This window comes from Acinetobacter guillouiae CIP 63.46 (assembly GCF_000368145.1).
Classification (GTDB): Bacteria; Pseudomonadota; Gammaproteobacteria; order Pseudomonadales; family Moraxellaceae; genus Acinetobacter; species Acinetobacter guillouiae.
Map to the genome: position 1 here is coordinate 918,379 of NZ_KB849283.1, position 12,055 is coordinate 930,433.

Annotated in this window: 14 protein-coding genes; 5 read left to right on the plus strand and 9 right to left on the minus strand. The window is 37.5% G+C overall.

Annotated features, from left to right (window positions below; genetic code table 11):
* Positions 1-70: 70 nt before the first annotated feature.
* From F981_RS09540 to msrB, 4 genes are all read right to left on the minus strand, one after another.
* A complete protein-coding gene (locus F981_RS09540) occupies positions 71-691 on the minus strand; it encodes a LysE family translocator (protein ID WP_004720958.1) in 621 nt (206 codons plus the stop codon).
* A gap of 72 nt (positions 692-763) precedes the next feature.
* Entirely contained in the window at positions 764-1,609 is an 846-nt protein-coding gene (locus F981_RS09545; RefSeq protein WP_004720959.1) for an AraC family transcriptional regulator, read from the minus strand.
* Between the two features lie 35 nt (positions 1,610-1,644).
* A complete protein-coding gene (locus F981_RS09550) occupies positions 1,645-2,127 on the minus strand; it encodes a glutathione peroxidase (protein ID WP_004720960.1) in 483 nt (160 codons plus the stop codon).
* Positions 2,124-2,543, minus strand: a complete 420-nt coding sequence (gene msrB, locus F981_RS09555; RefSeq protein ID WP_004720961.1) for a peptide-methionine (R)-S-oxide reductase MsrB — start codon at positions 2,541-2,543, stop codon at positions 2,124-2,126. Before msrB ends, F981_RS09550 begins: the two co-directional genes overlap by 4 nt.
* A 151-nt stretch (positions 2,544-2,694) precedes the next feature.
* On the opposite strand from msrB, the gene F981_RS09560 reads away from it, so the two are divergent.
* Together F981_RS09560 and F981_RS09565 are read left to right on the plus strand one after the other, a co-directional pair.
* A complete protein-coding gene (locus F981_RS09560) occupies positions 2,695-3,930 on the plus strand; it encodes a pyridoxal phosphate-dependent aminotransferase (RefSeq protein WP_004720962.1) in 1,236 nt (411 codons plus the stop codon).
* Between the two features lie 308 nt (positions 3,931-4,238).
* On the plus strand, positions 4,239-5,297 hold the full coding sequence (locus F981_RS09565) for a type II asparaginase (RefSeq protein ID WP_004720964.1): 1,059 nt from the start codon (positions 4,239-4,241) through the stop codon (positions 5,295-5,297).
* Between the two features lie 127 nt (positions 5,298-5,424).
* Here F981_RS09565 and F981_RS09570 read toward each other — a convergent pair whose 3' ends face one another.
* Positions 5,425-6,771 (minus strand): esterase-like activity of phytase family protein, encoded by a 1,347-nt coding sequence (locus F981_RS09570; RefSeq protein WP_004720965.1) that lies wholly within the window; start codon positions 6,769-6,771, stop codon positions 5,425-5,427.
* Between the two features lie 110 nt (positions 6,772-6,881).
* Between F981_RS09570 and F981_RS09575 the strand changes: the two genes are divergently transcribed.
* Positions 6,882-7,421: a hypothetical protein gene (locus F981_RS09575; RefSeq protein ID WP_004720967.1), complete on the plus strand. Its 540-nt coding sequence runs from the start codon at positions 6,882-6,884 to the stop codon at positions 7,419-7,421.
* Positions 7,422-7,487: 66 nt separating this feature from the next.
* Here the strand turns inward: F981_RS09575 and tsaD are convergent, their stop codons facing one another.
* Positions 7,488-8,504: a tRNA (adenosine(37)-N6)-threonylcarbamoyltransferase complex transferase subunit TsaD gene (tsaD, locus tag F981_RS09580; RefSeq protein WP_004720969.1), complete on the minus strand. Its 1,017-nt coding sequence runs from the start codon at positions 8,502-8,504 to the stop codon at positions 7,488-7,490.
* A 145-nt stretch (positions 8,505-8,649) separates the two neighbouring features.
* Between tsaD and rpsU the strand changes: the two genes are divergently transcribed.
* Together rpsU and F981_RS09590 are read left to right on the plus strand one after the other, a co-directional pair.
* Positions 8,650-8,865: a 30S ribosomal protein S21 gene (gene rpsU, locus F981_RS09585; RefSeq protein WP_001136722.1), complete on the plus strand. Its 216-nt coding sequence runs from the start codon at positions 8,650-8,652 to the stop codon at positions 8,863-8,865.
* A 38-nt stretch (positions 8,866-8,903) separates the two neighbouring features.
* Positions 8,904-9,350, plus strand: coding sequence for a GatB/YqeY domain-containing protein (locus F981_RS09590; RefSeq protein WP_004720970.1), 447 nt, complete (start codon positions 8,904-8,906; stop codon positions 9,348-9,350).
* 106 nt (positions 9,351-9,456) lie between these two features.
* Here the strand turns inward: F981_RS09590 and F981_RS09595 are convergent, their stop codons facing one another.
* The 3 genes from F981_RS09595 to F981_RS09605 all read right to left on the minus strand — a co-directional run bounded on the left by F981_RS09595 (position 9,457) and on the right by F981_RS09605 (position 11,981).
* Positions 9,457-10,035: a GNAT family N-acetyltransferase gene (locus tag F981_RS09595; protein WP_004720972.1), complete on the minus strand. Its 579-nt coding sequence runs from the start codon at positions 10,033-10,035 to the stop codon at positions 9,457-9,459.
* Positions 10,036-10,073: 38 nt separating this feature from the next.
* On the minus strand, positions 10,074-10,433 hold the full coding sequence (locus F981_RS09600; RefSeq protein WP_004720974.1) for a hypothetical protein: 360 nt from the start codon (positions 10,431-10,433) through the stop codon (positions 10,074-10,076).
* A gap of 150 nt (positions 10,434-10,583) precedes the next feature.
* The gene (locus tag F981_RS09605) at positions 10,584-11,981 is read right to left on the minus strand and encodes a M48 family metalloprotease (protein WP_227515086.1); all 1,398 of its coding nucleotides are present in this window, start codon (positions 11,979-11,981) and stop codon (positions 10,584-10,586) included.
* Between the last annotated feature and the right edge of the window lie 74 nt (positions 11,982-12,055).

The following is a 12,055-nucleotide window of genomic DNA, read 5'->3' on the forward strand; positions in this document are numbered from 1 at the left end:
ATGTAAAAGAGAATGCCTATCTAGATCTTTATTAGATAGGCATTTTTTTATTTGAGCTAATTTTATTTGATTAATTCAGCAACAAAGCCGCAGCAAATAAGCCAAAGCAAAAGGATGAAAGATAATAAATATATTTGATTTTGGTTTTAAACCAATGCATAGCTTTATTTTGAGTCATCAATCGCACCAAAAACAAGTTCCAGATCAAAACTACACTCACCATCCACAGACAGGTTAAAGTCAGTTGAACAACATTATAGTGTTGATAAATTGCCATAATAATACTGCTATAAAACAGAATATTTTTAGGATTTAATAAACTCGACTGTACCCCCAGTAAGACATATTTCATCCATGCAAAGGTTGGTTTATTTTGGTGTTCTAGATGATAATCCCCTATTAGCTTAGCTTGTTGTGCAAATATGAAACACCGATAAGACAAATAACTTAAATAAGCAATACAGCCCCATTTTACCAGCTTAAAAATTTCATCATCGAGTTTGCCAAGAAAAAACAATGAGCTCAAAATAAGACCAATCACGGCAACATTTCCCAAGACGATCCCTAAGCAAACAGCCCTCGCCGCATGTGGTCCATTTCGAAACAACGAAGTTAAAATAAGAAAAAAATCAGGGCCCGGTGAAAGCAAAGCAATGAAATGGGTGACAATCACAATAATGAACAGTTGCATTACTCGATCCAAAAAATATTTAGATAAGCTTAAATATTTTTAGAACCTATTATCTTGTAGATAATTGCGCAGTTAGAGCATGACAAACTGAGCTTGAAACTGCTTCGGTGTGATTCCAGTATGCGATTTAAACACATGATGAAAATGACTTTGGTCTGTAAATCCCAAATCATGTGCAACTTGAATAATTGCTTCTCCAGACTTCAAACGCTTTCTGGCTATATTTATTTTTTGATTTAATTGATACGCATGTGGTGTTAAGCCAAAATTACTTTTAAACAAGCGAATAATGGCAGAACGACTAATCCCTAGACTTTGACTGAGATCTTCTAAAGAAAGCATCTGTTTACTGTGATTCATATCATCAATCATTGCACCCAAATGCTTTTGAAAATAATCAGACTGCTTTAATAACGTAAATTCAAAATTGGGCAATAATATTTCACTCAGGACTTCAATTAATTGTTGTTGTTTGAATAAAATCGATATGGTTGGATCAAATAACAGCTGATTTAACTGCGTAAATGCTTGGTATATATGTGGGTTTGTTAAAATTTGTGGTTTTAGCAACGGAATATGATGGGGATAAAGCTGCTCAATATCTTTGACTAATTCTGAAAAAAGTTGAGCAACCCAATGTGCATCTAGATGCATCATTTGATAACTCCATGCTTGATTTTCCAGTGGATTACATGCATGTTCCACCTCAGCAGGAATGATTACTACGCTTCCTGTTTGAATTTGCTCTTCGCTGGCAAAATAGCTACTAAAGCGACTTATTCCACAATCCACAGCACCAATCGAAAAGGTCGGATGGCTATGTGATTTATAGCAAATACGGCTTTGACATGCCCTACGTGTTTCGACATAGGGCATTTGCGGATCAGTCCAAAATTCAACTGCAGTGTCTAATTGCATCATATCCTCAGTCTTATTTTGGTCTGTACAACAGGTTATTCTGCTAAAGCTTTTTCAATATCCTGTTCTATATCCTCAGGCTTCGTGGTTGGTGCATAGCGGTTAATCACTTCACCTTTCTTATTTATTAAGAATTTGGTGAAATTCCACTTAATGCCACTGCCGAGTATGCCCTTACTGTTATTGGTTAAATAACGGAATATCACATGCGCTTCAGGTCCTTTTACATTCACTTTAGCGAACATTGGAAAAGAAACACCATAATTGCGTTGGCAATAAGTGCCGATTTGCTCATTTGTACCGGGGTCTTGTCCACCGAACTGGTTACAAGGAAATCCTAAAACTTCAAGACCTTGGTCTTTATATTTCTCGTAAACCTTTTCTAATCCTGCAAATTGTGGAGTAAAGCCACATTTACTTGCAGTATTTACAATCAATAAAACTTTTCCTTCATAATCAGAAAAAGATTTATTTTCACCCTCTAACAGCTCAGCCTCAAACTGATAAATGTTGGTCATGGATACGTTTCCTCGTCGCCTTTTTCTTGTGATTTTAATTCTAAAGAAGCGGAATTTACGCAGTAGCGTAAGCCCGTTGGTTGTGGTCCATCTTCAAATACATGCCCCAAATGAGCGTCGCAATGATGGCATATAATTTCTACACGTTCCATACCATGTGAATGATCATCTTGTTCTTCTATAACAGTATTATTGATCGGTTTAAAAAAGCTCGGCCAACCACAACCACTGTCATATTTGGTTTCTGAAGAGAATAATTCTTCCCCACAACATCGACATACATAGGTTCCATGCTGCTTGGAATTCCAATACTTTCCAGTAAAGGCAGGTTCAGTGCCCTTTTGTCGAGTGATTTTAAATTCCTCTGGTGATAACTCTCTTTGCCATTCTCGGTCTGTTTTATTGAGTTTTCCCATCATTAAACTCCTTTAAATCTTTGACATTCAATGTCATGCTTCAGTACTTCCATATTTACGCTAGAGCTTGGAAAATTTCTAGCTAAATTTCAACATAGATTGTGATATTTCAGTAATCTATTTTTTTAACTCAAAATAATTGGATAAAATTATGTCCGTTTTAGGTAACACAACCCCACGTGAAATCAAGAAATCGTCAAAGCTAGAGCATGTTTGCTACGACATTCGTGGACCAGTGTTACGAGCGGCCAATGAGATGGAAGAAGCCGGTCATAAAATTATTAAATTAAATATCGGTAACCCCGCCCCGTTCGGCTTTGAAGCCCCTCAAGAAATTATCAATGATGTGGCTTTAAATTTGCCTAATGCTGTCGGTTATACAGATTCAAAAGGGATCTTCCCTGCGCGTAAAGCCATCTGTCAGTATTATCAGCAAAAAGGTATCTTGGATTTACATGTCAAAGATGTGTATATCGGGAATGGTGTATCTGAACTGATCGTTATGGCGATGCAAGGTTTATTGGATGATGGCGATGAAATGCTGGTTCCAATGCCGGATTACCCATTATGGACGGCAGCCGTAAATTTATCAGGTGGTACAGCGATTCACTATAAATGTGATGACCAAAACTACTGGTATCCTGATATGGCGGATATGGAAAGTAAAATCACCCCAAATACTCGTGGTATTGTGGTGATTAACCCAAACAATCCAACGGGTTCAGTCTATCCGCGCCATGTTTTAGAACAGATTGTTGCATTGGCAAAAAAACATGATCTAATTTTATTTGCAGATGAAATTTACGACAAAATTGTTTATGACGGTATCGAACATGTCTCTGTTGCAGCATTAGCAGGAAACCATTTATGTGTTTCTTTTAATGGTTTATCTAAAGCCTATCGTATTGCAGGTTACCGTTCTGGTTGGATGGCGATTACGGGTGATAAGTCACGTGCAATGGATTACATTGAAGGCTTGGACATGCTTGCCTCTATGCGTTTATGTGCCAACCACCAAGCCCAATATGCGATTCAAACCGCTTTAGGTGGCTATCAATCAATTAATGATTTGATCCGCCCAGGTGGTCGTTTATATGAACAACGCAATATTGCTTGGGAAATGCTTAACGATATTCCTGGCGTGTCGTGCGTAAAACCAGAAGGTGCAATGTATTGTTTCCCTAGGCTGGATCCTGAAATCTATCCAATTGAAGATGATGAAAAATTCATGTTAGATTTCCTCAAAGCTGAAAAAGTTTTACTGGTTCAAGGAACAGGTTTTAACTGGCCTACACCTGATCATTTCCGTGTGGTATTCCTTCCTGCAGAAAATGAATTACGTGAAGCAATGAACCGCTTAAGTCGTTTCTTGGCAAAAATGCGTTAATCTTTATAAAGTAAAGATAAGCTCAAAAAGGCATTCAAAATTGAATGCCTTTTTTAATTGCTCAATTCATCTGTACAACTAAAAACTTAGTCATTGACGTTATATTGCACAACATCTTCATTGAATGCTGAAAAAACGCACTGGCAAGCACTTTATCCAGTTTTAATAGTATGTAACTATAAATTTGAGTGATTATTTGAAAAATTACATTTTTAAATAAGTATGGGCAACAGCTCAGTATTTATATAGATTTAAAAACTGGTACAAAAAATGCTTATGACCAGAACAATGATTGAAAAGGATAGTTTATGAAAAAGACGGTTACTGCACTTACACTTGCAATTGGCATGCTTTTACCCTTTACGAGTTATGCAAAAAATAATGTCGTTGTCGTCGCAACTGGCGGTACGATCGCGGGTGCTGGAGCAAGTTCTACAAATAGCGCAACATATACTGCTGCGAAAGTTCCTGTAGATGATTTGTTGAATGCAGTTCCGCAAATTCAAAATCTTGCTAATGTTACAGGCGTACAGGCTTTACAGGTTGCTTCAGAAAGCATCACTGACAAAGAGCTTTTAACCATTGCACGTAAAGTAAATGAATTGGTTAAAAAGCCTGATGTGAATGGCGTGGTGATTACCCATGGTACAGATACTTTAGAAGAAACTGCTTATTTTCTAAGTCTTACAGTTCATACAGATAAACCAATTGTCGTTGTTGGTTCTATGCGTCCACCTTCAGCGCTTTCAGCTGACGGCCCTTTGAACCTTTATAGTGCTGTTGCGCTTGCTGCCGCAGACAGTGCCAAAGGCAAAGGCGTTTTTGTGTTAATGAATGATGATATTTTTGCAGCACGTGATGTGTCAAAGACCATCAATATTCATACCGATGCTTTTGTCAGCCAATGGGGTGCTTTAGGTACACTGGTTGAAGGTAAACCTTATTGGTTTAGAAACGTTGCAAAACGTTTTAACAATAGCTCTGAGTTTAATATTGAAAATATTCAAGGTGATGCGTTACCAATCGTTCAAATCGTTTATGGTTCAGGCAATATGCTTCCAGATGCCTATGTGGCCTATGCGAAAGCGGGTGCTAAAGCCATTATTCATGCGGGTACAGGTAATGGTTCCGTTGCCAACTATATTGTTCCAACATTAAACCAACTCCAGCAACAAGGTGTACAAATCATTCGTTCTTCACGCGTTCCACAAGGTTTTGTGTTACGTAATGCTGAACAGCCTGATGATAAATATGGTTGGGTCGTTGCTCACGATTTAAATCCGCAAAAAGCAAAACTTTTAGCTGCTTTAGCACTGACCAAAACCAAAGATGCAAAAGAAATTCAACGGATGTTCTGGGAATACTAAGTTTAATATTTGAATCAAGCTTAATACTTGAATCAAGTTTAAAACCAGCACAAAGTTTATCGTAAATACATTCATTAAATCGCCAAATTAATTTGGCGGTTTAATTTTATCTTGAATGAATAAATACTTAATCCGCTGTTAAATCCAATTGATCAAGGATATAAAGTGTATTGCCATCAATGATATTTTTATCGTGATCTAAATACTTTTGTTCCAATACCCCATCTGTTTCAGAAAAAGCATAATCATCATCATTGAGTACTGCTAAGTGCTGTTCATCAATCACCCATAGACCTTCAATTTTATCGTGCGGATACTGTAACCGCGCAACCAAATCCACCACTAAGGTTTTTTCTACTGGGTAGATACCCTGTTGAGCCAGACCACTCCAGCCTGCTGTTAACACATATTGTTCTAGGGTTTGTTCCGCTATCAACAGACCGAATTGTTCATCTTGCCGAATCGTTGAACTTGGCTTTAGCTTTTCCAAATCAGTGGCATGTTGCAGATTGATTTTATAAATCCGTTTAAATGCTTGAGGATTATCTTTATAGAAATCATCATCACGTTCTGCGACTAGAAATTGCGTGGAACTCAAGGCTGTAATTGCTGTATTTGAATAGGTCTTTGCACCCCCTTCTTGTTGATACAAATACTGAGAAACGACTTTGCTTTCTAAATCAATCATCACAATACGCACAAGATCTGATTTGCTTACTGAAGCATCGGGATTGCTCATGGTGGATTGCATGATGCCCACCAGCTTTTTTTGATCGGGTGTAATGGTTAAACCTTCCATTCCTCGATTCTGGCGTCTATTGGCATATTCTTGAGGTAATAAATAACCCGATGTTCTGCGCTCATCTAAAACATAGGCATTGATACGATCAATTTCTAGCCCATCTGCATTAATATGCACAATATGAGGACCATATTCATCGCTGACCCAAAAAGTACCATCTTTGAGTGCAACCAAACCTTCAGCATCCAATCCAAATTCATCTGTCCCTATGGCTAATTTCTTTCCATCTTGGTCATAGGCAATTTCTTTACTTGCGCCAAAATGCTGATTAGGCAAACCTGTAATATTTCTGCCCATTGGATCTTTTAATAAAATTTCTTTTATTTTCTGAATAGTTCCATCTTTTTTTAACTCAAATAATCCAATTTTAGGGGTATAGTCAGGATCTAAAAAGATTTTGCCATGATCCTGATTGACGTTATACGTGGTATTCGGCCCACGATCTGTAAGTGCATAGAATTGATACTTTTCTGTAGGGTGAGCTGAAATTTCTGAACCAAACCCACCACAACGAACCTCGATAAAATGGCCGGGTTTTGCACCATCAGGAATATTGTGAATGTTTAAAACCTCATAAGGTAAACGCACGCCTTGGCTAAATTTTTTATAAAGCTGAAGATCTGTGTCAATATTGCTTAGGTTGATATGCTGTTCAGAAGACAATAAGTCCATATGCCAATCTCATTTTTTAATATTCTGATTATTTTCTATCATGAAATCAGATAAACCACAGTAAAAGAAATGCGATAAACTGTATAAATACACATTCAAAGTCAGTATAAATGAAAAGATTTTTTGCCCTATCACTGATTGTTTGTTCTGCATCACTACAATTGGCATATGCTGGGACGACGTTGAAAAAAGTTTCTGAGTGTCAGAGTGATTATTTTAATGGCGATTATTGTTCTAAAGCCAACCTTGCCAAATACAAAAATGCGCTTAAATCAATGCAGCCTAATTTTGATAAAAAATATATTTTACTCAATACGGGAACTTCAGATTCTTTAGAAATGGTTGCTATAGATACCCAAACAGGGATTGTCTATCCACTCAATTATCAGTTCACGGGTTGGGAAGATAATGAAGGCAATGTCAAAAAGAAGCCCACTTATACATTTGGATTGAATGACGCCAAATTATGCTTAATGGGTTCGCAATTCGATGGTGATCATCCTGGCACACATGAAACTTATAGCAATATCAAAAATTGTTTTAGCATCAGTCATCAATATGGCCATACAAAATTTGAATCAAATTACGATGATCAGGTTCAATATAACTATGATAACAAAAGCAAAACGTGGAAGCCTTATTCGCGTTAAATTTTAAATCCAAAAAAAGAGGCTTTCGCCTCTTTGTTAAATTTAACAATCCGTTCAATATCAGACTTAAACTAATTCAGGTTTCGTCAATTCAGTCATTGGCCAACGTGGTGTTGTCGTCACCGATAAACCATCTTTTTGTCCAGCTTTTAAACGCTGATAACCTGCAAACGCTATCATTGCGCCATTATCTGTACACAAAGCAGGTTCTGCATAATAAACCGTTGCTTTAATTTTAGCTAAATCTGCTTCTAAACGCTCTCTTAAACGTTTATTGGCACTGACACCGCCCGCAATCACCAACCGTCTTAAACCCGACTGTTTTAATGCTTTAATCGACTTTTTAACCAAAGTATCCACCAAAGCTTCTTGGAATGAAGCTGCAATATCTGCATCACGTTGTTCTTCACCTAATTTTTTTAACTGCACTGAAACAGCAGTTTTTAGACCACTAAATGAAAAATCTAGCCCTTGATGCAACATTGGACGTGGAAATTCAAAAGCATTTTTGTCACCTTGTTCCGCCAATTTTGAAATATTTGGACCACCCGGATAAGGTAATTTCAACATTTTTGCGACTTTATCAAAAGCTTCACCAGCGGCATCGTCAATCGACTCACCTAGAATTTCGTACTCACCTATTGCATGTGCTGCCATCAATTGAGTGTGTCCACCTGACACTAATAATGCGACAAACGGAAATTCAGGTGGATTTTCGGATAATAATGGAGCAAGCATATGACCTTCCATATGATGCACGCCAATCGCGGGTTTATTCAGCGCAAAAGCCAAGGTGCGACCAAATAATGCCCCTGTCATCAGTGCACCCATTAAGCCAGGGCCGCGCGTATACGCCACTGCATCGATCTCTGATTTTTTCACACCGCTTTGCTCAAGAAGTTGATTAATCAAAGGAATTAACTTCCGAACATGATCACGAGAAGCCAACTCAGGAACGACACCACCATACTCTGCATGCAATTTAATTTGACTATATAACACCTGTCCTCTTAAGCCGACTTCATTGTCATAGAGCGCTAATCCTGTTTCATCACATGAAGTTTCTAAGCCCAGAACGATCATTAAATTGCCTTTTACCCATTTCAAAATATTGCTAAAGCTATTATAGACTTGTGGTATGAGATGTAAATGAGTAAAATACTGACCTTCACTTGTGATCTAGGGTAATTCGACCCTGATCTTATCCATAACTTAATGAGGATTCTTCATGCCACAAGTTAAATTGAAAGAAGGCGAACCAGTAGACGTAGCTATCCGTCGTTTCAAACGTTCATGCGAAAAAGCTGGTGTTTTAGCTGATGTTCGTAAACGTGAATTCTACGAGAAACCTACTCAAGAACGTAAACGTAAAAAAGCTGCTGCTGTTAAACGCTACCAAAAGAAATTGGCGCGTGAATCAGTACGTACTACTCGCCTTTACTAAGATTAATTTGTGATTGATTGACTCACCTGGACAGATAAATGACTACTTTAAAAAACCAAATAACTGATGTTTTAAAAGCAACAATGCGTGCTAAAGAAATGGGTAAGTTAACGGTAATTCGTGGTCTACAGGCAGCAATCAAGCAAATCGAAGTCGATGAGCGCATAGAGCTTGACGATACTCAGGTTCTTGCGGTCATTGAAAAGCAAATCAAACAACGTAAAGAATCGGTCAAAGCCTTTGAAGGTGCAGGCCGTGAAGATTTAGCTAGTAAAGAACAAGCCGAAATTGAGGTGTTATCTCAGTTTCTACCTGAAGCTATGTCAGAGGACGAGCTTGATTCTCTCATTGCGCAAACTATTACTGCGCAAGGTGCAACTAGCATGAAAGATATGGGTAAGGTGATGAATTCTCTACGTCCGATCATAGCCGGACGTGCCGATCCAGCACAAGTTTCTGCAAAAATTAAAGCAAAACTTGGCTAAACCCAACGTTCTTAAATCTGAATTTCTGTTTGATTTGGTCTATTTAACAACTTAAATAAAAATTATTTTGCAATGAAATAGTTTCTTGTTAAATAGCCCAAAATCGTCAATCTACAATATCACTTAATTTATTTTCTATTTGATAATGGCAAATATCTCTAAAGCCACCATCGACTGGATTCCGTACAGATTGATATTGAATATTTTTAAGTAAAAACCCAGCTTTTTCACATAATTTTCGTGCCAATATATTTTCTGCATCGACATAAGCATTTAAACCGACAAAATTCCATTTCGAAAATAAACTACTTACAAATAGTATTAGCGCTTGTGACATGTAGCCTTTTTGCTTAAATTTTGAGTTTCCCCAAAACCCAATAGATGCAGTATTTTGCAACCAATCAATTTCATGGATATCGACCACCCCTAAAAGATCATCAGTTTCTTTTAAACGGATAATAAATACAAAGTTCTCTTTATTTAACAACGCCACCAAACGAGATTGGCAAAATGCCATTGAAGCATGCAAATTAGGTTCTTCCAATGCCCATACTAAACTTGCAGGAAACTTTCTAAGCTCGGTTAAGCTATTTGTTATTGCGCTATATAAATCTTCAGCATCAGATACTTGAATGATGTTGAGAACAATTTGCTCATTCTCAATTTGAAATTGGCTAAAATCCATAAATAATATAGCTCAGATGTAAGATGTTAAAGATAACCCTATTTCAAATCACACTGAATATTATATTTTTTAAGTAACTGCATTTCAGGTGACAACATCACTTTATCAATCACATTTTGTTTGGTCATAGATTGCGCTGATGGTGGGAGGTATTGACGATTTTCATCTGTCGTTTTATACATATCATCGACATATTTTTTAACAATGCCACAGAATTGTGACTCTTGTTGCGGGTTAAACTGGCTCAATTTCGGATCTAGACTACGTAAAAAAAATTTCATATCTGCACTGTATTGTGCCGAAATACGCTCAACTTCTCGAACATAGCTTTCTGGTACTGCTGCAAATGTTGAGTGAGTATAGAAAAAAATGCTGAATGCGATTAAAATTTTCTTCATGTGAATCAAATACTTTATTATAACTTTAAGTGATTTTAGCTTAACCTGTTCAAGCAAGAATAGAAAGTAAATTTTCTTTAATGGCACATTTAAAATCACCCATTATTTTTTGTTTTTTAACTCAAGTTTTAAGTTCTTTAAATCAAGCTTTTAAATTTTTAACTTTCGTTCATCTTGCATCACTTTTAAGCGTGTATCGATACGGGCACTCATCGCATTATTTTCTTTAGCTAAACGCTTGGCATGTAAAAGTGATTTAATTGCATTTTCTTCATCACCAGACCAATATTGAACTTCCGCCCTATTTCTCAGCACATTGACTGTACGCATTGGATTCTTTTTATCTAAATTTGCCGCTTGTTGTAACAATTGCCAGCCAATAATGTCCTTATTATTCTTATTCACAAAACGATTGACCAATTGCTCGGCTTCTTTGGGCTTCTGCTGTCGAATATAAACTTCGGCTAATTTATAACTTAATGCGCGATTTTCTGGGGTTATGATTTGCTTAGTGATGATGGTTTGATAGGCATCATCTAATTTATTTCGCCCTAAATAAATATCAGTTTGAATCAAAGTGACCAAAGTATGTTCTGCGTTGACCTTCTTGGCTAAATTCAGCTGTGTTTGCGCATTGTCATAATCACCTTGCAGCAAATAAAACTCACTTAAAGCCAATAAACCCGCTAAATTATTCGATTGTGCTAAAGCCAGCAATTGACGGTCAGTGGCTTGCCCCGAAATCACTGCGGTATACCATTTAATAATATCAAAATCAGATTGCTGGGCACGAAAAGGAACTTTTGGAAATTGATTTGCCCTTAATCTTGCTTCACTCATACGCTCTGTTGTTAAGGGATGAGTTAACCAAAAATCAGGTAAAAAACTTAAACGACTGGTAGAACGATGCATGGTTTCAAAGAAATCAGCCATACTTTCTGGGTCATATCCAGCCCCATACATAAACTGCATGCCGATCCGATCAGCTTCACGTTCTTGATTTCGGCTATAACTGAGCTGCTTGTCCATCAATGCAGCTTGTGTACCCATCATCACCGCGCCACCAATATCACCATCCGCTTTGGACGCCAATGCAGCACCGACGATAATTCCTGCAAGCGCCAATAAACCTTGACCTTTAAATGCTTCCTGCGAACGGCTGTAATGACGTTGTGTGACATGGGCAATTTCATGTCCCATTACACTAGCAACTTCATCCATATTACTTGAAGCTGTAATCATCCCACTATTTAAGGCAAACATGCCCCCAGGTACTGCAAATGCATTGATCTGAGCATCTTTGATCACCACCAAGCCTACTGGCTGTGAAAGCTGGGTCTGACTGAGAATTTTTGAAAAAACCAGCATAAACTGATCTTCCAGCCAAGGATCTTGCAGAACTGGCATTTGCTGTTGAACTTGACGATAAACTTTTTCACCAATGGTTTTTTCTTTTTGTTGATCAATAAATCCCACCCCACTGCCAATTTCAGGTACTTCAAATTGAGTACTATTTTGAGTTTGCAGAAAATCATCAGCTGAGCTAATTGAAGTGCTTAAGCAGAGACAAAGGCTGAGGAAGGTCTTGTTCAATTGATCATCCCAATTATTTTAATATTCTA

What these genes read in the sequence shown, in the direction of transcription:
- F981_RS09575 (WP_004720967.1), top strand. Translation starts at nt 6,882, where the DNA reads ATGAAAAGATTTTTTGCCCTATCACTGATTGTTTGTTCTGCATCACTA.
- msrB (WP_004720961.1), bottom strand. Translation starts at nt 2,543, where the DNA reads ATGGGAAAACTCAATAAAACAGACCGAGAATGGCAAAGAGAGTTATCA.
- F981_RS09545 (WP_004720959.1), bottom strand. Translation starts at nt 1,609, where the DNA reads ATGCAATTAGACACTGCAGTTGAATTTTGGACTGATCCGCAAATGCCC.
- F981_RS09565 (WP_004720964.1), top strand. Translation starts at nt 4,239, where the DNA reads ATGAAAAAGACGGTTACTGCACTTACACTTGCAATTGGCATGCTTTTA.
- F981_RS09595 (WP_004720972.1), bottom strand. Translation starts at nt 10,035, where the DNA reads ATGGATTTTAGCCAATTTCAAATTGAGAATGAGCAAATTGTTCTCAAC.
- F981_RS09560 (WP_004720962.1), top strand. Translation starts at nt 2,695, where the DNA reads ATGTCCGTTTTAGGTAACACAACCCCACGTGAAATCAAGAAATCGTCA.
- rpsU (WP_001136722.1), top strand. Translation starts at nt 8,650, where the DNA reads ATGCCACAAGTTAAATTGAAAGAAGGCGAACCAGTAGACGTAGCTATC.
- F981_RS09600 (WP_004720974.1), bottom strand. Translation starts at nt 10,433, where the DNA reads ATGAAGAAAATTTTAATCGCATTCAGCATTTTTTTCTATACTCACTCA.
- F981_RS09540 (WP_004720958.1), bottom strand. Translation starts at nt 691, where the DNA reads ATGCAACTGTTCATTATTGTGATTGTCACCCATTTCATTGCTTTGCTT.
- F981_RS09550 (WP_004720960.1), bottom strand. Translation starts at nt 2,127, where the DNA reads ATGACCAACATTTATCAGTTTGAGGCTGAGCTGTTAGAGGGTGAAAAT.
- tsaD (WP_004720969.1), bottom strand. Translation starts at nt 8,504, where the DNA reads ATGATCGTTCTGGGCTTAGAAACTTCATGTGATGAAACAGGATTAGCG.
- F981_RS09590 (WP_004720970.1), top strand. Translation starts at nt 8,904, where the DNA reads ATGACTACTTTAAAAAACCAAATAACTGATGTTTTAAAAGCAACAATG.
- F981_RS09570 (WP_004720965.1), bottom strand. Translation starts at nt 6,771, where the DNA reads ATGGACTTATTGTCTTCTGAACAGCATATCAACCTAAGCAATATTGAC.